General features: G+C 72.5%; 18 protein-coding genes. 6 read left to right on the top strand and 12 right to left on the bottom strand.

Annotated features, from left to right (window positions below):
• Positions 1–37: 37 nt before the first annotated feature.
• From KZC56_RS06885 to KZC56_RS06875, 3 genes are all read right to left on the bottom strand, one after another.
• Positions 38–988 carry a D-alanine--D-alanine ligase family protein gene (locus KZC56_RS06885; protein WP_247638189.1) on the bottom strand — a complete coding sequence of 317 codons (951 nt, stop codon included), beginning with the start codon at positions 986–988 and terminating at the stop codon, positions 38–40.
• The gene (gene alr, locus KZC56_RS06880) at positions 985–2,031 is read right to left on the bottom strand and encodes an alanine racemase (RefSeq protein WP_247638188.1); all 1,047 of its coding nucleotides are present in this window, start codon (positions 2,029–2,031) and stop codon (positions 985–987) included. The genes KZC56_RS06885 and alr overlap by 4 nt, the downstream gene beginning before the upstream one ends.
• Positions 2,032–2,333: 302 nt before the next feature.
• Positions 2,334–2,999 (bottom strand): M15 family metallopeptidase, encoded by a 666-nt coding sequence (locus KZC56_RS06875; RefSeq protein WP_136045217.1) that lies wholly within the window; start codon positions 2,997–2,999, stop codon positions 2,334–2,336.
• A gap of 87 nt (positions 3,000–3,086) precedes the next feature.
• Here KZC56_RS06875 and KZC56_RS06870 point away from each other — a divergent pair, with 87 nt between their 5' ends.
• Genes KZC56_RS06870 through KZC56_RS06860 form a run of 3 tightly spaced genes read left to right on the top strand, consistent with a single transcriptional unit; the run spans position 3,087 to position 5,306 of the window.
• On the top strand, positions 3,087–3,758 hold the full coding sequence (locus KZC56_RS06870) for a response regulator transcription factor (protein WP_136035238.1): 672 nt from the start codon (positions 3,087–3,089) through the stop codon (positions 3,756–3,758).
• A gap of 10 nt (positions 3,759–3,768) precedes the next feature.
• Positions 3,769–4,833, top strand: coding sequence for a sensor histidine kinase (locus tag KZC56_RS06865; RefSeq protein WP_136033940.1), 1,065 nt, complete (start codon positions 3,769–3,771; stop codon positions 4,831–4,833).
• A 53-nt stretch (positions 4,834–4,886) separates the two neighbouring features.
• On the top strand, positions 4,887–5,306 hold the full coding sequence (locus KZC56_RS06860) for a hypothetical protein (RefSeq protein ID WP_136035237.1): 420 nt from the start codon (positions 4,887–4,889) through the stop codon (positions 5,304–5,306).
• Positions 5,307–5,319: 13 nt separating this feature from the next.
• Here the strand turns inward: KZC56_RS06860 and KZC56_RS06855 are convergent, their stop codons facing one another.
• Positions 5,320–6,837, bottom strand: a complete 1,518-nt coding sequence (locus KZC56_RS06855; protein WP_136033936.1) for an SDR family NAD(P)-dependent oxidoreductase — start codon at positions 6,835–6,837, stop codon at positions 5,320–5,322.
• Positions 6,838–6,939: 102 nt separating this feature from the next.
• Here KZC56_RS06855 and KZC56_RS06850 point away from each other — a divergent pair, with 102 nt between their 5' ends.
• A complete protein-coding gene (locus KZC56_RS06850; protein WP_247638187.1) occupies positions 6,940–7,221 on the top strand; it encodes an ArsR/SmtB family transcription factor in 282 nt (93 codons plus the stop codon).
• A complete protein-coding gene (locus KZC56_RS06845; protein WP_247638186.1) occupies positions 7,218–7,610 on the top strand; it encodes a VOC family protein in 393 nt (130 codons plus the stop codon). The genes KZC56_RS06850 and KZC56_RS06845 overlap by 4 nt, the downstream gene beginning before the upstream one ends.
• 4 nt (positions 7,611–7,614) lie before the next feature.
• Here KZC56_RS06845 and KZC56_RS06840 read toward each other — a convergent pair whose 3' ends face one another.
• From KZC56_RS06840 to KZC56_RS06820, 5 genes are read right to left on the bottom strand one after another with little or no spacing between them, the layout of a single operon-like run.
• Complete coding sequence (locus tag KZC56_RS06840; RefSeq protein WP_136033934.1) at positions 7,615–8,373, bottom strand: SDR family NAD(P)-dependent oxidoreductase; 759 nt, start codon at positions 8,371–8,373, stop codon at positions 7,615–7,617.
• Between the two features lie 17 nt (positions 8,374–8,390).
• Entirely contained in the window at positions 8,391–9,617 is a 1,227-nt protein-coding gene (locus KZC56_RS06835) for an ATP-NAD kinase family protein (RefSeq protein WP_247638185.1), read from the bottom strand.
• A complete protein-coding gene (gcvPB, locus tag KZC56_RS06830) occupies positions 9,614–11,197 on the bottom strand; it encodes an aminomethyl-transferring glycine dehydrogenase subunit GcvPB (protein WP_247638184.1) in 1,584 nt (527 codons plus the stop codon). The genes KZC56_RS06835 and gcvPB overlap by 4 nt, the downstream gene beginning before the upstream one ends.
• Positions 11,194–12,576 carry an aminomethyl-transferring glycine dehydrogenase subunit GcvPA gene (gcvPA, locus tag KZC56_RS06825; RefSeq protein ID WP_247638183.1) on the bottom strand — a complete coding sequence of 461 codons (1,383 nt, stop codon included), beginning with the start codon at positions 12,574–12,576 and terminating at the stop codon, positions 11,194–11,196. Before gcvPA ends, gcvPB begins: the two co-directional genes overlap by 4 nt.
• Positions 12,573–14,654, bottom strand: a complete 2,082-nt coding sequence (locus KZC56_RS06820; RefSeq protein ID WP_247638182.1) for a beta-galactosidase — start codon at positions 14,652–14,654, stop codon at positions 12,573–12,575. Before KZC56_RS06820 ends, gcvPA begins: the two co-directional genes overlap by 4 nt.
• A gap of 147 nt (positions 14,655–14,801) precedes the next feature.
• Here KZC56_RS06820 and KZC56_RS06815 point away from each other — a divergent pair, with 147 nt between their 5' ends.
• Entirely contained in the window at positions 14,802–15,458 is a 657-nt protein-coding gene (locus KZC56_RS06815; RefSeq protein ID WP_136036827.1) for a GntR family transcriptional regulator, read from the top strand.
• A gap of 12 nt (positions 15,459–15,470) precedes the next feature.
• Here KZC56_RS06815 and KZC56_RS06810 read toward each other — a convergent pair whose 3' ends face one another.
• Genes KZC56_RS06810 through KZC56_RS06800 form a run of 3 tightly spaced genes read right to left on the bottom strand, consistent with a single transcriptional unit; the run spans position 15,471 to position 19,065 of the window.
• A complete protein-coding gene (locus KZC56_RS06810; RefSeq protein ID WP_247638181.1) occupies positions 15,471–17,162 on the bottom strand; it encodes an amylo-alpha-1,6-glucosidase in 1,692 nt (563 codons plus the stop codon).
• Complete coding sequence (locus tag KZC56_RS06805) at positions 17,159–18,106, bottom strand: carbohydrate ABC transporter permease (RefSeq protein ID WP_136036829.1); 948 nt, start codon at positions 18,104–18,106, stop codon at positions 17,159–17,161. Before KZC56_RS06805 ends, KZC56_RS06810 begins: the two co-directional genes overlap by 4 nt.
• Positions 18,103–19,065, bottom strand: a complete 963-nt coding sequence (locus KZC56_RS06800; RefSeq protein ID WP_206251972.1) for a carbohydrate ABC transporter permease — start codon at positions 19,063–19,065, stop codon at positions 18,103–18,105. The genes KZC56_RS06805 and KZC56_RS06800 overlap by 4 nt, the downstream gene beginning before the upstream one ends.

Genomic DNA, 19,065 nt, shown 5'->3' with positions numbered 1-19,065 from the left:
CCAGGATCCGCCGTCGCAGGACCCCTGTCGACCCCCTTCACGACGCAGCCCGCACCAGTCGCGTCACGAGATCGACGTAGGGCACGCCCGCGGCGGCGAACATGCGCGGCACCTGTGACGCCGCGGTCATGCCCGGCATGGTGTTGACCTCGTTCAGCACGGGCCCCCGCTCCGTGAGGAAGAAGTCCATGCGGGCCACCCCGTCGCAGCCGAGGGCGTCGAACACGGCCACCGCCGCCCGCTGCAGGGCGCTCGTCTGCGCGGCATCCAGCTGCGCGGGAACCGTGAAGCGGGCCGAGCCGTCGTACTTGGTCGCGGTGTCGAACAGTCCTGGCGCGTGGATCTCCAGGGGCGGGGCCGCCCACCGCACGCCGCCTCTCTCGCGGATCACGGCCACGTCCACCTCCCGGCCGCGCACGACCTCCTCGACGAGGATCCGCCGGTCGAAGCGCGCGGCCTCCCGCAGCGCCCCCAGCAGCTCGCCCTCCGCCGACACCAGGCTCACACCGTGACTCGACCCGGCCGAGACAGGTTTCACCACCACGGGCTCGTCGAACTCCGCGTCGCCGATGTCGGCCGCCCCCACCAGTCGCCCCCGCGCGGTGCCGATGCCGACCGCCTGGGCCACGAGCTTCGTGGTCCACTTGTCCATGCCGATCGCGCCCGCCCGCAGCCCGGAGCCGACCACGCGCACCCCGGCGAGTGCGCACAGGGCCGCGAGCGCACCGTCCTCCCCGAGCACCCCGTGCACGGCGGGGAACACGACGTCGACCGTGGCCAGGAGCCCGAGCGCCTGCTGCAGCGACTCCGCCGCGCTCCCGGCCGTGGGCAGCGCGTCGGACCGCCACACGCCGTCGCAGCCGATGGTCGCGCACACCACCTCGTGGTCGCCGAGTCGCAGCGCTGCGGCGACCGCGGCCGCCGACGCCAGCGACACGTCGTGCTCGGAGTTCTGCCCCCCGCCGATCACCAGCACCCTGGTCGTCATGCGATCCCCCTCTCCACGCGCGGGCCGATGCCGGTGACGATGGTGTGCGGGATGGTGCCCGCCCACCTCGCCCAGTCCTGCACCGACGGCACCGCGCCGCCCTCCGGTCCGAACACGGTCGCGACGGCCCCGCGGGGCACCGCGGTCGCTCCCGTGTCGATCACGATCTGGTCCATCGACACCCGCCCGACGACGGGGTGCCTGCCGCCGTCGAGCTCCACGCCAGCACCGGGCGCGAGCTCGCGCGGGATGCCGTCGGCGTATCCGACGCCCACGACCGCGAGGTGGGTCGCCCGATCCGTCACGTGCGCGCCGCCGTACCCGACCGCGGTGCCCGCCGGCACGAACGCGCTGTGCACCACCGCGGCGGTGAACCGCGCCGCGCCGGTCAGCACGGTGGTGAGCGATGGATCGATGCCGACGAGCCCGGCCCCCACGCGCACCAGGTCGAAGTGCGTCGCCGGATCGGTCAGCGCGCCGGAGGTCGCGGCGAGGTGCACGAGCACCGGACCGAAGCCGGCGCGGAGCACCGCGTCGCGGCCGTGCCGCATCCGCAGCACCGCCGCGGCGTTGGCGGCCGGATCGGCCTCATCCGCGCGCGGCAGATGCCCCATCACCCCGACCACCTCGACGCGGCCGCGCGCCGCCCTGGCCAGCCGCAGCAGCTCCGGCCAGTCGGCGAGCGGGCAGCCCCCTCGCGCCATCCCGGTGTCGAGGTGCAGGTGCACCCGCACCGGGGCGACCGCGTCCGCGATCAGCGCCCGCAGCTCGTCGACGGAGCCCACCGCCACGTCGATCCGGTCGAGCGCGGCCGCGACCGCGTCGATCCCGCCCGGGTTCAGCCACGACAGGATCGGGACGGCCAGGCCGGCCGCTCGCAGCGCACGGCCCTCGGCGACGTCGGTCACCCCGAGCCACGTCGCACCCGCGGCGACGGCAGCCTCGGCGACCGCGACCGCCCCGTGCCCGTAGCCGTCGGCCTTGACCACGGCCATGATCTGCGCGGACGTCGACTGCCGCACGCGCGACACGTTCTGCGCCACGGCCTCCGGGAGCGTACACAACCGCGGGCGCGAGAGGCGGGACGGCGGCGTGGAACGGACACCGGAGGGGACGGAGACGGGCGCGGCATCGCGCCTGGGCCGGGCAGGCGCAGGGCGGACGGGCGCGGGATGGGCGGGCGCAGGAACGGCCGGCGCGGATGCGACAGACGCGGACGCGACAGACGCGGACGCGACAGACGCGGGCGCGACCGACGCCGGCCCGACCGACGCCGGCCCGACCGACGCGGGCGCGGAAGCAGGGGCGACGGCGGAGTCGCGCACGCCCCGGGCCGTCACCCGGGTCACGAGCGCATCCTCGGGTCTTCGGTGGGATCGGCATACATCTGCGGGCAGCCGTCCGCCGCAGCGTCGGGGCGCAGCTCGTAGTGCCAGGACTCGTTCGCATAGGTCTGGCACAGGCCGTAGCGCCAGCCGCGCTGCGCCAGCCAGTCGAGTGCGGGCAGCGGTCCCAGGTCGACCGCGTCACCGGACACGTGCGCGGAGGTCTGCGGCGTGGCGACCCAGCGGCGCGCCTCCGCCTCCGAGCCGTACTCGGCGATCGCGTCCTGCAGCATCCGCTCCTGCAGCTCGGCGGAACGCCAGCCGCTGTTCACGCGGAACCCGACGCCGTCGACCTCGGCATCGCTCGCGGCCCGCTGCAGGGCGGCGAGCAGATCGGGGTCGAGGTTGCCGACGCTCGGCCGCTCCACGTCGAACACGGTCGGCTGGTCACCGTCGGCGATCGTGCCGTCCGCATCGCCGTGGTCGGTCCCCGCGCCGCCGGAAGACAGATCGGGGAACGGGGTCGGCGCCGGAGACGGGACGGTCCGTCCGGCGTCGGCGGAGGCGGCGGCCAGCGACTGCTGCACCGCGAGCGCGCCGAGGACGACGAGGGCCAGCGCCAGCAGCGCCGCACCGAGACGACGGCGACGCGACCGCGGTGGTCGGGGGTTCGTGCGGGTGTTCATGGTTCCAGTGAAGGAAGCGCGCGGTTGCGAAGGCGTATGCGCTTTTGCATACGTTCGCGATATACCGCGGTGCGTAGGATCACAGCCATGCGTGTGCTGATCGTCGAGGACGAGCCCTACCTCGCCGAGGCCGTCCGCGACGGGCTGCGCCTGGAGGCCATCGCGGCCGACATCGCGGGCGACGGCGACACCGCTCTGGAACTGTTGAGCATCAACTCGTACGACATCGCCGTGCTCGACCGCGACGTGCCCGGCCCCTCCGGCGACGACATCGCGCGGTGGATCGTCGCGTCCGACAGCGGCATCCCGATCCTCATGCTCACCGCCGCCGACCGGCTCGACGACAAGGCCACCGGGTTCGAGATCGGCGCGGACGACTACCTCACCAAGCCGTTCGAGCTGCGGGAGCTGGTGCTGCGCCTGCGGGCCCTCGACCGCCGCCGCCAGCGCTCCCGGCCGCCCGTGCTCGAGGTCGCTGGTCTCCGGCTCGACCCGTTCCGCCGCGAGGTGTACCGCGACGACCGGTACGTGGCCCTCACCCGCAAGCAGTTCGCGGTGCTCGAGGTGCTCGTCGACGCACAGGGCGGCGTGGTCAGCGCCGAGGAGCTGCTGGAGCGCGCGTGGGACGAGAACGCGGACCCGTTCACGAACGCCGTGCGCATCACGGTGTCGTCGCTGCGCAAGCGTCTGGGCGAGCCGGGCATCATCCGCACCGTTCCCGGCGTGGGGTACCGGATCGAGGCAGACGCTGATGCCTAGGCGCCGGGGGATGAGCGCCCGGCTGAAGCTGACCCTCAGCTACGCCGGGATCGTCGTGGTGTCCGGGGTGCTGCTGCTCGCGGCCGTCGCGCTGTACCTGCTGCGGTACATCCCCGACGTGCAGATCATCGCCGACATCCGCGTGCCCAATCGCTCCGACCTCATCCGCGCGTTCGTGCCGGTGGCGATCGCGGTCATGGTCGCCCTGCTCGCGATCGGGCTCGGCGGCGGCTGGCTGCTCGCCGGACGCATGCTGGCGCCCCTCGAACGCATCAGCGACGCCGCCCGCCTCGCCGCCCAGGGGTCGCTGTCGCATCGGGTGCGCCTGGAGGGGCCGCGCGACGAGTTCCGCGACCTCGCCGACGTGTTCGACGGCATGCTCGAGCAGCTCGAGGCGCACGTGGCCGAGCAGCAGCGGTTCGCGGCGAACGCCTCGCACGAACTGCGCACGCCCCTCGCGATCTCGCAGACGCTGCTCGAGGTCGCCCGCGACGACCCCGACCGCGACGCGGAGGAGCTGATCGCCCGCCTGCGCGAGGTGAACACGCGCGCGATCGCGCTGACCGAGGCGCTGCTGCTGCTCAGCCGTGCGGAGCAGCGCACGTTCCCGCGGCAGCTGGTCGACCTGTCGCTGCTGGCCGAGGAGGCGGTGGAGGCGCTGCTGCCCCTGGCCGACCGCCGCGGGGTCGCGGTCGAGGTGGGTGGGGCCGCCGCGCCGATGCTCGGGTCGTCCGCCCTGCTGCCCCAGCTCGTCACGAACCTGGTGCTCAACGCGATCGTGCACAACCTGCCCAGCGGCGGGGCGGTGGCCGTGCGCACGCACATGATGCCGCAGGCCGTCGCGCTCGTCGTGGAGAACACGGGCGAGCGCCTGTCGGAGCACCGGATCGCGACGCTGGTGGAGCCGTTCCAGCGCGGGTCCGAGCGCACGCGCGACGACCACGCCGGTGCGGGGCTCGGGCTGGCGATCGTGCAGCGCATCACCGAGACGCACGGCGGCACCCTGGTGCTGACGCCGCGCGCGGAGGGCGGCCTCGTCGTGACGGTGTGGTTCCCCCTCCCGTACCCGCGCTGACCGCCGGGCCGCGGCGGTCTCGCTGCACCGCGTCTGCGCGATAGTGTTTCGCCATGATGCCCGAAAAGCCGCGCGAACGCGGTGCTCTCTCCCGCCGCACGATCGTCCACGCGGCGTGGATCGCACCGGTCATCGCGTTCTCTGCCGCTGCTCCCGCCGCAGCCGCCTCGCTCGGCACCCCGGAGCTGACGCTCAGCGCCTTCGCCCTCGACGCGAACTACGCCTGGGGCACGGTCACCCTCTCCCGCCCCGGCACCGCCGATCTGACGCAGACGTTCGACTTCCAGGGCGACGGAGCCTCCGGCTGGGAAACGATCTACACGGGACAGTCGACGAACTCGTCGGGCTACTACGCCAGCACGCTCCCGCGGTCCGTGATCGGCGCGTACACGCAGCTCCGCGCGGTCGCCAGCGTCACCGGGTACGGCCCGGTCTCGAGCGCCCCCGTCGCCCTCTCCGACATCTGGGCCTGAGCCGTCCGGAGGGTCACCAGGGGCTGGGCTCGTAGTCCTTCAGGAAGACGCCGTGGATGTCCTCGCCCGCCTCGCCGCGCACGATCGGGTCGTACACGCGGGCGGCGCCGTCGACCAGGTCGAGCGGCGCGTGGAAGCCCTCTTCGGCCAGCCGGACCTTCGTGTAATGCGGACGCTCGTCGGTGATCCAGCCGGTGTCGACGGCGGTCATGAGGATGCCGTCCTTCTCGAGCATCTCCCCCGCGCTGGTGCGGGTGAGCATGTTCAGCGCGGCCTTCGCCATGTTCGTGTGCGGATGGCCCGGTCCCTTGTAGCGGCGGGAGAACTGCCCCTCCATCGCCGACACGTTCACCACGTACTTCCGGTGCGCGGACGACGCGGCCATCGAAGCGCGCAGACGGCTGATCAGCAGGAACGGCGCCGTCGTGTTGGCGAGCTGCACCTCCAGCATCTCCAGCGGATCCACCTGGTCGACCGACTGCACCCAGCTGTTGACGCGGTTCACGTCGGGCACGAGCCCGCCCGCGTCGATCGCCGTGCCGTCCGCATGCTTCTCCAGCGACGACGAGCCGGGGGCCATCGCGAGCCGGGCGAGGTCTTCGGCCGTGAGCGCCTGCCCGCCCTGCTCCGCGACCGTGCCGCCGAGCGCCGCGACCGACAGCAGCGGGTGCGCATCCACCGATGCCTGCAGCGCCTGCGGATGCGGATCGGCGGTGTGGCCGAAGGTCTCCATCTCCGGCAGCGGCCCGTCGGGCAGGGGCTGCAGCTCCGCGTCGGCGAGCAGCGAGTACGCGCCCGGTGAGCGGCGCACGGTCTGCGCGGCGTTGTTGATGAGGATGTCGAGCGGGCCCTGAGCGGCGACCGAGTCGGCGAGCCCGATCACCTGGGCGGGGTCGCGCAGGTCGATGCCGACCACGCGCAGGCGGTGCAGCCAGTCGCTCGCGTCGGGCAGGGCCGAGAAGCGGCGCACGGCATCGCGCGGGAACCGGGTCGTGATGGTCGTGTGCGCCCCGTCGCGCAGCAGCCGCAGCGCGATGTGCATGCCGATCTTGGCGCGACCGCCCGTGAGCAGGGCGCGCTTGCCGGTGAGGTCGGTGCGGGCGTTGCGCTTGCCGTGGCTGAAGCGCGCACAATCCGGGCACAGCTGGTGGTAGAACGCGTCGACCAGCGTGTACGGCTGCTTGCAGATGTAGCAGTTGCGCGGCTTGAGCAGCTCCCCCGCGATCGGGGCGTCGACCACGCTCGACGCCAGGTCGTTGCCGCGGGTCTCGTCGTCGATGCGGTCGGGCGCGCCCGTGGCGGTGCGGGCGACCACGGCCTTGTCGGCCTCGGCGATCGCATCGCGGATCTGCTTGCGGCGCACGCGCTTGACGTCTTTGAACATCGCGGCGGTCGCCTGGCGCACGGCGATGAAGTCGGGGTGCTCGTTGTCGATCGTGTGCAGCTCGCGGAGCACCCGCAGCGTCGTGGCGAGGTCGTCGGGGTCGATGCCGGGGCCCAGGTCGGGGGTGGCGTCGGGGGCATCGGTCATTGTGCCGATTTTACGCGAGTGTCCTGGGCGTCCACCTCCGTGAGGTCGGCCGTGAGGATCCACCTCTTGATATGCAAGTGAGGGCTTGCCTATTATGACGGCATGAGCGATCTGTTCCACGCCCTCGACGACGAGACGAGGCGTCGCATCCTCGACGAACTCTCGGCGCGCGACGGACAGACCCTCTTCGAGATCTGCACCACCCTGGCGATGCGACACGGCGTGACGTCGACGCGTCAGGCCGTCTCGCAGCACCTCGCCGTCCTCGAGTCCGCCGGGCTCGTCTCCACCGCACGGCGCGGTCGTTCCAAGTTCCACTACTTCCACCCCGAGCCCCTCGCCCGCATCGCCGAGCGGTGGCCGCAGAAACGGAGCACCCCATGAGAATCGAACTGACCAGCATCTTCGTCGACGACCAGCGCGCGGCCCTCGCGTTCTACACGAACGTGCTCGGCTTCACGAAGAAGCACGACATCCCGCTCGGCGACGCCGCGTGGCTCACGGTCACCTCACCCGAGGTCCCGGACGGGCCCGAGCTGCTGCTCGAGCCCTCCGGCCACCCCGCCGTGAAGCCCTACCGGGACGCCCTCGTGGACGACGGCATCCCGCTCGCGCAGTTCGCCGTGGACGACCTCGCGGCGGAGCACGAGCGGCTGACCCGACACGGCGTCGTGTTCACCCAGCCCCCGACCGACATCGGCACCGCCTGGGTCGCGGTCCTCGACGACACCTGCGGCAACCTCATCCAGCTGGTGCAGCTGAAGGCCGCCTGAGCGCCTAGGCGATGCCGCCGCCGTCGACCACGAGGGCTGCGCCCGTGACGTAGGAGGAGTCGTCGCTCGCGAGCCACACCACGGCCTGCGCGACCTCCTCTGGCTCGCCCATGCGGCGCAGCGGGCGGTCGGCGGCCTCGGCCAGGAAGGAGTCTGCGTCCTGCGCGAGCTGGCGCGCCTCATCCCGCAGCATGCCCGTGTTCACGTCGCCCGGGTTGACCGAGTTCACGCGGATGCCGGCAGGCCCGTGGTCGATCGCGAGCGCACGGGTCATGTTCACCACGGCGCCCTTGGACGCGCAGTACGACAGGGCGCGGCCGCCGCCCTTCAGACCCCAGCCCGAACCGGTGTTGACGATCGAGCCGCCGCCCGCGGCCTCCATGATCGGCACGACGTGCTTGCACATGAGGAAGATGGCGCGCACGTTCACGCCGAACACGAGGTCCCACTCGTCGACCTCGATCTCGACCGCGGTCTGGCGGCGGATGATGCCGGCGTTGTTGAACACCACGTCGACCCCGCCGAACTCCTGCACGGCGGTCGCGACGACCCGCTCGATGTCGGGCTCGCGGGACACGTCGGCGGCGACCGCGACCGCCGTGCCACCGGCATCGCGGATCTCGGCGGCCACGGCCTCGGCCGCCTCGGCGTTCAGGTCGACCACGGCGACGGCGGCACCCTCCGCCGCGAGCGCGAGGCAGGTGGCACGGCCGATGCCGCCCGCGCCGCCGGTGACGATGGCCTTCTTGTTCTGGAGTCGCATGGGGGTCCTTTCGGGGGTCAGACGGGGGAGAGTTCGGGTGCGGTCACAGGGTAGAGACTGCTCGTGCCGACGCCGGTGACGACGCGGATGTGCCCGGCGAGCCGGGCGTCCAGCACGGGATCGCCCGTGTCGACGAGCAGGGGCCGGCCGTGCAGGTCGACGAGCTTCTGCTCGGGCGCGACGACCAGCAGGGGGTCGTCGCCGAGCGCACGGAGCACGGCCGCGGAGAGCTGCTGGTTGCCCCGGCCGAGCAGGAACCCCTGTCCGCCGATCACGGTCACCACGGCCTGCGCGGCGCCGAGCGCGAGTTCGTCCCGCAGCTGCCGTTCGCTCGCGCCGCGGACGAGGAGCCGCCCGTCGAGCACGACGTCGACCCCGAGGGGCGTGCCGTCGAGGCCGAGCTGCCGCGCGATCTCGGCCGTGGTGCCGCCGGGGCCGAGCAGGTAGCGCACGCCGGGCTGCATCCGGGCGACCGCGCCGCGGGCTGCGGCCTCGACGGCGGCGGCCTCGGTCGCGGGGGTCGGGGCCTTGCGCGCCTGCGTGCGACCGGCGTGCACGGGCACCCGCACGAGTCCGTACAGCGTCGGCTCGACCCTGGCCCGGCGCATCGCGGCCTCGTCGATGTCGAGCACCTCGCGCTCCGCCGTCGGGAGCCCGCCGTGGTCGATCCAGTCGGCCGCGAGGGCTCCGGCCGCGCGCGGGCTCACCGCGAACACGGGCGAGTACATCTTCACGCCCGCGGGCACCCCGAGCACGGCCGGGGTGCCCGCGCGACTGCGGAGTTCGGTCGAGGTCCGGCCGGGAGCGGGAGCCACGGTCGCGCGACCGTCGGGTTTCTCCGGAGTTGTGAGCGCCGCCGCGAGGTCGAGCCCCGCGACCGCATCGCGCAGTGTGCCGTCACCCCCGACGACGAGGATCAGCTCGACCCCGTCCGCCGCGAGGGCCGCGACCGCCCGGGACGTGTCGGCGGCCTCGGTCCGGACGGCCTCCGCGGGGGTGGAGAGCACGCGGGGCCGGAGCCCGGCGGCGCGCACCGCGTCGGCACCCAGGACTCCTGCGGCCGTGGCCACCTCGAGCCCCGGGTGCCGCGCGGCCAGGGTCGTCAACGCCGAGGCCGCGCGCTCCTGCACACGCGAGCGCGCTCCGCGCTCGACGGCGAGGCGCTGCACCTCCGGGCCGTCGGAGCCCGCGAGACCCGCGGGTCCGCCGACGCCGGCGACGGGGTTGACGACGAGACCGATCACGACGCGGCGGCCTCCGCGGCGAAGTACTTGCGGCGGTACGCGCGCCACGTGACGGCCCAGCGCTCCGGGTCGTCGAGGTCGTCGTGGTGCGTGTGGTGCACGGTCTGGTTGTGCGGGGCGGTGCGCACGACCTCGGGGTTCTCCCTGGCCTCGCGCGCGACCTCGGCCAGCGTCGCGGCGTACTCGTCGAGCTCGCTCATGGAGTACGACTCGGTGGGCTCGAGCGTGAACGGCTGCGGCACCACGTAGGGGTGGTGGCTCGTCCAGTAGTGCATGCCGAAGTCGGTCATGCGCACGCCGATCTCCTCGGACGACACACCGGTCTCCCGGTAGAGCTCCTCCCACGAGTACCGCACCTGCTCGATGCGGCGGCGGCCGGTCGCGTACGGCGCCGAGGCCCCGGGGATCGCGAGCACCTTCGCCATCAGGTAGTTGTTGTTGAGCACCGCGGTCTCGGCGGCGGCGAGCAGCCCGTCCGCGCCGAGCGCCATGATCCACGAGTAGGCCTTCACGAGCGCGGGGATCACGCCGAAGAAGGGCCCGACCGCGCCGATGGACCGCTCGCCCGCCTCGGCGACCGCGAACGTCCCGTCGTCCTCGCGCACCACGCGGGGGCCCGGGAGGAACGGGGCGAGGGCCGCGCTCACGGCGTTGGCGCCCGAGCCGGGGCCGCCGCAGCCGTGCGGGGTGCCGAACGTCTTGTGCAGGTTGAAGTGGCACACGTCGAACCCGGCGTCGCGAGCCCGGGTGATGCCGAGGATGCCGTTCGCGTTCGCCTGGTCGTACGAGGCGAGGGCGCCCACGGCGTGCGCGGCGTCGACCCACTCGCGGATCGCGGGGTTGTAGATGCCCGTGTCCTCGGGGTTCGTGACCATGATGGCCGCCGTGCGCGGGGACAGCGCCGCCTTGAGCGCGTCGAGCGACGGGTAGCCGTCGGCGTCGGGATACACCGTGATGACCTCGTAGCCCGCAGCCTTCGCGGCTGCCGCGTTCGAGGGGTGGCTGAAGATCGTGGTGATGACCTCCCGGCGCTGCTCCGCCTCGCCGTTCGCCTCGTGGTAGGCGCGGATCATCGCGATGTTCGACCAGATCGCCGCGGAGCCGCCCTGCGTGTGCAGCGAGACCTCGTCCATGCCGGAGATCTCGGCGAGCATCCGCTCCAGCCGCCACACGATCTCCAGCACGCCCTGCGCGTCGGCCGGGTCCTGGTGCGGGTGCATCGCGGTCAGCTGCGGGGTGCCGGCGAGCTGGTCGTTGATCTTGGGCGCGTACTTCATGGTGCAGGTGCCCTGACCGATGTCGACGTTGAAGTCGGCGCCGAGGTTCTCCTGCGACAGGCGCAGGTAGTGCTTGAGCACGCGCATCTGCCCCATCTCGGGCAGCGCGGGAGCGGCGGGGCGGCGCAGGGCGGGCGGCAGGTCGGCGACCACGTCGCCCACGGCGCTGCGCACCTCGGGCTCCACGGCCGAGACGAGCACGCCGCGCTCGCCCGGGGTGGAGAGCTCGAAGACGATCGGCTCGTCCCATCGGGCCTGCTGGAAGCGGCGGAGTGCCGGCTTGGGGGCGACGGGGAGGCTCATCGGTTCTGCTCCTCTGCGAGCTCGGGGGCGACGACCGCGGCGAGCGCGGACGCGAGACGGTCGATGTCGGACTGGGACGTGAGCTCGGTCACGCAGACGAGAAGGCGGTGCTCGTCCACGACCACGCCGGGCTCGATGCCCTGGGCACGGAGGGCGGACACGACCTCGGCGGCCGGCACGGGCAGCGTGACGGTGAACTCACGCAGGTGCACGGCGTCGTCGTCGAGCGTGACCCCGGGCAGCGCGGCCAGAGACTGCTGCGCGTAGCGGGTGCGGGCGAGCAGTACCTCCCCCAGCTCGGCCATCCCGGCGGGTCCCATCAGCGACAGGTACACCCCGGCGGCGATGCCCCAGAGCGCGGCGGCCGTGCCGACCCACTCCTTCCCCTCCTCGCGGTGCGCGAACGAGGTGCGGTCGTAGGCGACGTCGCCGAACCCGTACTCTCCGGGCACGTCGGTGGTGGCGAGACCGAACAGGCGCGACGGCATCTCCATCACGAACCGGGGGTCGTCGTGCACCGCGATGAAGCCGCCGTGGGCTCCGCCGAACCACTGGTGCAGGCCGAGCGACTGGATGTCGCCCGTGACGATGTCGGCTCCGGCGAGCGCGGGCGGCGCGAGCACGCCGTAGCCGATGGGGTCGGTGCCCACCACGAGCACGGCGCCCGCAGCGTGCGCGGCGTCGGCGATCTCGCGGAGCGCGGCCTCGACCGCGCCCGTGGCACTGGGAGTCTCGACCCAGACCGCGGCCACGTCGTCGCCGAGGGCCGCGCGGACGGCGGCCACGTCGGCGGTGCCGTTCACGGTGGGGAGGTGGTCGAGGGTCAGGTGCGCCCGGATGTAGTCGTGCACCTTCGAGGTCTTCGCGGGCAGCACGTCGCTGGCGACCAGCACGCGCGGGCGTCCCGTGAGGCGTCCGGCCATGGCGAGCCCGGTCGCGGTGGCCTGGTAGCCGTCGTAGGTCGGCACGTTCACGACGTCCATCTCCAGCAGCTCCGCCATGAGCGACTGGAACTGGAACAGCGCCTGGAAGCGGCCGTGGTCCTCGTACGGCTCTCCGGCGTAGGCGGTCAGGAACTCGCTGCGGCCGATCACCTCGTCCACGACCGCGGGCACGTAGTGGTTGTAGGTGCCCGCGCCGAGGAAGCTCAGGCGCTCCTGCGTGGAGCGGTTCTTCGCCAGGAGCCCCCGGACGTGCCGCGCGAGATCCTGCTCGGCGGCGAACGGCGCCGGCAGGTCGAGCGGGCGGCCGAGCCGCAGCGCCTCCGGCACGTCGGCGTAGAACTCGTCGACGGTCTCGGCGCCGACGGCCGCGAGCATCGCGGCGCGCGACTCGGGTGCGGTGTTGGGGATGTACGGATGCACGAACGGGGCGGTCATGCGTCCTCCTTCACGGGGATGGGGGTGGCGGTCGGGATGGTGTCGGCGCGGGGCGAGGCGAGCACGGCGACGCCGTAGCGGTCGAGGTCGAGCCGGTCGCTGTGCCGGGCGCCGGTGAGCAGGTCGACCCCGGGGCCGGGCAGCTCGACGGCGACGGGCGCGCGTCCGTGGTTGAGGTAGAAGGTGTAGTCGGTGGTGTCGTCCGCGCGGGTGACGACCTCCACGTCGAGGTCGACGTGGTCGCGCGCCGGAAGACCCGCGGTGCGCAGCACGTCACGGAACAGCGGCAGCATGCCGTCGTGGTCGATCATGGCGCTGACGTACCAGGCGGAGCCGCGGCCGACCGGGCGACGGGTCACGGCGGGGAGCCCCGCGAGCTCTCCGCTCGCGTACGTGCCCCGGACCTGCACGTCGTCGTCGGCCTCGATCCACTCGCTCCAGCTCGGGACGGTCAGGGTCTCGCCCGCGTAGGCGATCTGCTCCGTCTCACCGTCCGCGAGCGGCCACTGCTCGTCCACCTCGATGCCGAGCAGCGTCCGCAGTGGGCCGGGCGCACCGCCGTCGTGCACCTTCTCGGTCGCGTCGACCACCCCGGAGAACGGCCCGACGACGAGGTGGCCGCCGCGCTCCACGAAGGCCGCGAGCGCGTCGGCGTGCTCCTGTTCCGCGATGTACAGGTTCGGCACCACGACCACGTCGTAGCGGTCGAACGGACCGGCGGCACGCACCGCGTCGACGGGCTGGCCGAGGGCGTACAGGGCCCGGTGCCAGGCGCGGGCCTGCTGCGCCCACTGCAGCCGCTGCGAGGGGAGCGACTCCGCGGCGCTCGATCCCCACCAGGAGTCCCAGTCGACGACGAGGCCGACGCGGGAGCGCACCCGGGTGCCGCGCACGGCCTCCAGCTTCTGCAGTTCGAGGCCGAGGGCCTTGGTCTCGCGGAAGCTGCGCGATCTCTCGCCGCGGTGGCCGAGCATCGAGGAGTGGAACTTCTCCTGGCCATACTTGGCCTGCCGCCACTGGAAGAACATCACGGCGTCGGAGCCGTGGGCCACGGCCTGCAGGCTCTCCACGCGGATCTTGCCGGGGGCCTTGGGCACGTTCACGTCGCGCCAGCTGGTGGCGCTCGCCGACGACTCCAGCAGCAGCCACGGCTGCCCGTCCTTGAGCGCCCGCATGAGGCCGTAGTTGAGGGCCGCACCCACGTGCGAGGTGGGGTCGGCGGGGTCGGGGTAGGCGTCGTCGGTCACGACGTCTTCCACCGCGGCGAAGTCCCAGTAGTCGAGGTCGCGGAACATGCTCATGAAGTTCGTGGTCACGGCGATTTCGGGGGTGACCTCGCGCAGCACGTCGATCTCGATCTGGAACAGCTCCAGCAGCGCGCCGGAGGAGAACCGTTCGAAGTCGAGCAGCTTGGTGGGGTTCACCGGTCCCGGCGCGCGCTTGGGGGTCTCGATGTGCTCCCACGACGTGTAGCGCTGGCCCCACACGTTCACGCCCCACGCCTCGTTGAGGCCGTCGAGGTCTCCGTAGCGCTCCTGCAGCCAGCGCCGGAAGTGGCGGGCCGACTCGGGGCACCAGCACCGCGAGGTGTGGTCGCCGTATTCGTTGGAGATGTGCCACATCGCCAGGCCGGGGTGCTCGCCGTAGCGTTCGGCCATGGCGCGGGCCATGCGGGCGACGTTCTCGCGCCAGATGGGCGACGAGGGGCAGTAGGTCTGGCGGGACCCGAACTCGAGGCGGTGTCCGTCGGCGTCCCACGGCGCCATCTCCGGGTGGGCACGCAGCAGCCACGAGGGCGGGGTGGCGGTCGCGGTGGCGAGGTCGATCGCGATGCCCGCGTCCCACAGCAGGTCGATGATGCGGTCGAGCCACGCCCAGTCGTACACGCCGGGCTCGGGCTCGAGCTGCGGCCAGCTGAAGATCGGGAGGCTCACCATGTTCACGCCCGCTTCGCGCATCAGGCGGATGTCCTCGTGCCAGGTCTCCTCCGACCACTGGTCGGGGTTGTAGTCGCCGCCGAACGCGAGCGCATCCAGGCGCACGCGGCGGAGCGGCTGGTCGGCGCGGGGTCCGGACACGGAGGCTCCTCTCTGAGTCACGGGCCGCCGTGTCGGCGCTCTGGCGCATTCCGACGTCCCGCTGTATTCTGTATACAACACACTAGGTCGCCGTCCGGCCGGGCGTCAACCCATAGGCTGACGGGCAGGCGGCAGAAGGGGAAGGTCATGGCGATCGAACGCAAGAACCTGCGCTCGCAGGTGCGCGAGGAGCTGCTGACCCGTATGCGCGCCGGACTCGTGCAGCCGGGCGAGGGCATCAACGAGGTGCAGCTCGCGACCGAGCTCGGAGTCAGCCGCACACCGCTGCGCGAAGCCCTCATCGCCCTCGAGTCCGAGGGGCAGATCGAGAGCGAGAACGGCAAGGGCTTCCGGTTCGTGCCGCTCAGCGCGTCGGAGTTCCGCGACCTCGCACCCGTCATGGCCGCCCTCGAGAGCCTCGCGCTCGAGCTGAGCCCGCCCGACGAGCTGCGGACGATCGGCGCCCGGCTCAAGGAGATGGCCGACGCCTTCGCCGACGAACTGGTCGAGCACCAGCTCGTCATCACGAAGGACGACGAGTGGCACAGCCTGATGCTCTCGGCGTGCCCCAACACCCGGCTCCTCGCGGTGATCGACAGCGTGCGCAGCTCGTTCCACCGCTACGAGTCGCTGCTCGTGCCGGAGGATGTGAAGGTCGAGCGCGTCGCCGCCGAGCACGCCGAGATCGCCCGGCACCTCGCGGCGGGCGACGTGCCCGCCGCCGTCCAGGCCCTCAAGCTGAACTGGACGAACGGCATGCAGCGCATCCTCGACAACGCCACCAGCAGCTACTTCACCGCCTGACCCGGCCACGGCTCACCGCGACAGCGTCACGGCGAGGTCGATGAACAGCGCCGCCGACCAGCCGAACGCGGTCGTGGCCGTGCGTGCCTTCTGACCCGTGCGCGGGTGGAAATACTCGTGCGGGCCGCCGCCGTGGATCACGAGCGCCACGGTCTGCTCCCGCAGCTGCCGTGCGCGCTCGGCGAAGCCGGACGCCTCCAGGCCCTCCGCCACGAGAGCGGCCGTGTTGACCCACACCGGGCCGCGCCACATCCGCTCCTCCGAGAAGTCGGGGTCGGATGCGGCGACCGTCGGCAGGCCCCACGGCAGCGCGAACCGCTCCGGGTCGTCCACCGCGGCACGCAGCGCACCGGCGATCTGCTCCGGCAGGGTTCCGGTGAGCAGCGGCATCAGGCCCACGACGGTGTCGCTCGTGAGCGTCTCGCCGCCGCCGAACGCGAGGAAGCGTCCGCTCTCGGGGTCCCACATGCGCAGCAGCAGCTCCTGCGTCGCCTCGGCGCGCTCGCGGAACCGGCTCACGTCGGCGCCGGGCTCGTATCGGGAGAGCAGGTCGGCGAGCTCGCGGTCCTGCCGCACGAGGTAGGCGCCCAGGTCGGGGGCGGCCGTGGGGAGCGGGCCGTCGAAGATCGGGCTGTCGTCGAGCCCCGAGGAATAGGGGTGTCCGTACTCGGGCATGCCGTCGTGGTCGAGATCGCTGCCCGCGAACCACCAGTCCTGCGAGCGGACGACCGTGGCGAGCTGGCGCCGTGCCCACTCCGGCGCGTCCTCCACCTCCAGCACCGCGCGCAGCGCCCATGCGGCGAGCGGCGGCTTGGTCAGCGGCACGGGCGCCGTGGGGTCGGCGATCTGCGAGCCCGCGCGGCGCAGGTTCGCGCGGTCGCTCTCGGGCAGGTCGTCGCTCGTGGCGAGCACGCCCTCCTCGTGCACGACGTCGGGGAGCTGTCCGTCTGGCTGCGGGAACCGGAACGCGATGTCGAGCTGCTCGCGCGCGAGCGCGGGGTCGCCGTGGCGGAGGCCGACGGCGATGAAGTACGCGTCCCACTGCCACAGTCCCACGTAGCCGATCTTCGACGGCACGATCGCTCTGGCGTCGCCGAGGGAGGGCAGCTCGACGATGTTCGCGCCGAGCACCCACCAGCAGAAGGCGGTCATCTCCTGCAGGTCGTCGCGCACGCGCGGACACCGGGCGAACCAGTCGTCCCAGACGTGGGCCGTGGCGGCGAGGGCGGCCCGGTGATCGCCGGACTCGACCGTGACCGAGCGGTCGGGAGCGACGCGGAGGCGCAGTCCCTCTCCGAGCGCATGCTCCTCGCTCCGGCCGTCCGGGCGCGTGAGCCGCACGCGCAGGCCGGGGTCGCCGCCGATGCTCAGCGTCGCCGGGTCGGCGAAGGTGAGCGTGGCACGCTGCGTCTCCGCACCCGCCCCCGGTTCGTGAGCGGGCGTAGCGAGACGAGGGGCCCCGAACGCGATCCTCTCGGGTCGCACGTCGGCCACCGGCAGCACGGCGCCGTCCGCGTCGAGCACCTCCACGAGGTCGAGCACGCGGCACTCCGACAGCCGCCGCTCGTACTCCGAGGTGTGCACGCGCACGCCGTCGACCTCGCCGAACACGAGCACCCGCGACCGGGGCAGCGTGAACGGCGCGGTGATCAGGTCGAGGTGCCGGCCGGCGAGCCCGGCGAGGTCGAGGTCGTCGGCCATCATCGCCCGCCCAGGCCCGACGCGGCCATGCTGTTGAGGATCTTCCGCTGTCCGATCACGAACACGATCAGCATCGGCACGGTCGCGATGGCCGAGGCCGCCATGACCAGCCCGTAGTTGATCGAGCCGAACTGCCCCTGGAACGAGGTGAGCAGCAGCGGCACCGTGAACAGGTCGGGGGTGTTGAGCAGCACGAGCGGGAACAGGAACGCGTTCCACACGCCGAGCGCCGTGATGATGCTGAGCGCGGCGAGCCCCGGCTTGAGGTTGGGCAGCACGATGCTCCAGAAGATGCGCCACCGGCCCGCGCCGTCGACCAGCGCCGCCTCCTCCAGCTCGCGCGGCAGGGCGAGCACGAACTGCCGCATCAGGAACACCGCGAACGGGTTCGCGATCATGCCGGGCACGATCAGCGCCAGGTGCGAGTCCACCCACCCGATCTGCGACATCAGCAGGTAGAAGGGGATGAGCGTGACCTGCGCGGGGATCATCTGTGTCGCCAGGAACACGATGAACAGCACCTTGCTGCCGCGGAAGCGGATGCGCGCGAACGCGTAGCCAGCCATCGATGCGGTCAGCAGCGTGCCCACCACGACCAGCACCGCGATGTAGGCGCTGTTCAGATACGCCTGCCCGAACGGCACCGCGTTCCAGGCGTCGGCGTAGTTCTCCACCGTCCACGGGTTGGGGAGGAACTCGAGCGGGTTCTTCAGCAGCTGCGGCAGCGTCTTGAACGACGTCAGCAGCATCCACACGAACGGGAACACCATCGAGATGCCGGCGATCGTGAGCACCACGTGGAGCGCGGTGGCTCCGAGGCGACGGCGGGCGCGGTCGGCGCCGGGCCCTCCGCGGCCGCGGCGACGGTAGCCGGGGGCCGTGAGGGCGACGGTCGAGTCGGTCGCGGGGGCGGCCGGCTCGATGAGCGAGGGCGTCTGGAGGGTCATGCCGGGTCATCCTCGTAGTGGACGAACTTCTTCTGCGCGCCGAACTGGATCGCGGTGATGACGAGGGTCAGCACGAGCAGGATCACGCTCGCGGCGCTCGACGGACCGAACTCGAACCGCCCGAAGCCCAGATCGAAGATGTGGTAGACGATCGTGCGGGTGGCGTTGTCCGGGCCGCCGCCGGAGACGAGCACGTAGACCGTGTCGAACGTCTGCAGCGACGAGATGAACGCGATCACCGACGAGAAGAACACGATCGGGGAGAGCAGCGGCAGGCGGATGCCGGTGAACAGTCGCCAGGCGCCGGCGCCGTCGATGCGGGCGGCCTCGATGACCGAGGGCGAGATGTTCTGGAGCCCGGCGAGGAAGATCACCACGTTCAAGCCCATCGACGACCAGATCGTGACGATGCAGACCGCGAGCAGCGCGAGCTTGGGGTCCTGCAGCCAGTCGGGCGGGGTGATGCCGAACACGTTGGCGATGGTGGTGGACAGCAGGCCGTCCGCGCGGAACATCTGCTGCCAGATCATGGCGACCGCGACCGTCGACGTCACGACGGGCGCGAAGAACAGGATGAGGTAGAGCGTGCGGGTCTTGAGCCTCTCCAGCGCGACCGCGACGATCACGGCGAGCGTGAGGCCGATCGGCACGGTGATGACCGCGATCAGCAGGGTGTTGAGGATGGCGCGGCCGAGGAGCGGGTCGGTGAGCTGCTCGGCGAAGTTCGCGAAGCCCACCCACTCCAGGTCGCTCAGCCCGTCCCACTCCGCGAAGGCCAGCACCAGGCTGGCCCCGAACGGCAGGATGACGAACAGGGCCATGCCGAGCAGCTGCGGGGCGACGAACACGTAGCCCCAGCGGCGGTCGCGGCGGCGCCACGCGGCCTCGGGGCGCAGGGGCGGGGCGGATGCCGCAGGCTCGGCCTGCGGCATCCGTCCGTTCTCGGTGATCGCGGTCAC

Source organism: Microbacterium sufflavum, assembly GCF_023091155.1.
In the GTDB taxonomy this organism is placed as follows: domain Bacteria; phylum Actinomycetota; class Actinomycetes; order Actinomycetales; family Microbacteriaceae; genus Microbacterium; species Microbacterium sufflavum.
This window is presented reverse-complemented; position numbering and strand designations above follow the sequence as displayed.

Excerpts from the sequence above, each read along its gene's own strand:
- KZC56_RS06885 (WP_247638189.1), bottom strand. The coding sequence starts at position 988 with ATGACGACCAGGGTGCTGGTGATCGGCGGGGGGCAGAACTCCGAGCAC.
- KZC56_RS06875 (WP_136045217.1), bottom strand. The coding sequence starts at position 2,999 with ATGAACACCCGCACGAACCCCCGACCACCGCGGTCGCGTCGCCGTCGT.
- KZC56_RS06870 (WP_136035238.1), top strand. The coding sequence starts at position 3,087 with ATGCGTGTGCTGATCGTCGAGGACGAGCCCTACCTCGCCGAGGCCGTC.
- KZC56_RS06865 (WP_136033940.1), top strand. The coding sequence starts at position 3,769 with ATGAGCGCCCGGCTGAAGCTGACCCTCAGCTACGCCGGGATCGTCGTG.
- KZC56_RS06860 (WP_136035237.1), top strand. The coding sequence starts at position 4,887 with ATGATGCCCGAAAAGCCGCGCGAACGCGGTGCTCTCTCCCGCCGCACG.
- KZC56_RS06855 (WP_136033936.1), bottom strand. The coding sequence starts at position 6,837 with ATGACCGATGCCCCCGACGCCACCCCCGACCTGGGCCCCGGCATCGAC.
- KZC56_RS06850 (WP_247638187.1), top strand. The coding sequence starts at position 6,940 with ATGAGCGATCTGTTCCACGCCCTCGACGACGAGACGAGGCGTCGCATC.
- KZC56_RS06845 (WP_247638186.1), top strand. The coding sequence starts at position 7,218 with ATGAGAATCGAACTGACCAGCATCTTCGTCGACGACCAGCGCGCGGCC.
- KZC56_RS06840 (WP_136033934.1), bottom strand. The coding sequence starts at position 8,373 with ATGCGACTCCAGAACAAGAAGGCCATCGTCACCGGCGGCGCGGGCGGC.
- gcvPB (WP_247638184.1), bottom strand. The coding sequence starts at position 11,197 with ATGAGCCTCCCCGTCGCCCCCAAGCCGGCACTCCGCCGCTTCCAGCAG.
- gcvPA (WP_247638183.1), bottom strand. The coding sequence starts at position 12,576 with ATGACCGCCCCGTTCGTGCATCCGTACATCCCCAACACCGCACCCGAG.
- KZC56_RS06815 (WP_136036827.1), top strand. The coding sequence starts at position 14,802 with ATGGCGATCGAACGCAAGAACCTGCGCTCGCAGGTGCGCGAGGAGCTG.
- KZC56_RS06810 (WP_247638181.1), bottom strand. The coding sequence starts at position 17,162 with ATGATGGCCGACGACCTCGACCTCGCCGGGCTCGCCGGCCGGCACCTC.
- KZC56_RS06805 (WP_136036829.1), bottom strand. The coding sequence starts at position 18,106 with ATGACCCTCCAGACGCCCTCGCTCATCGAGCCGGCCGCCCCCGCGACC.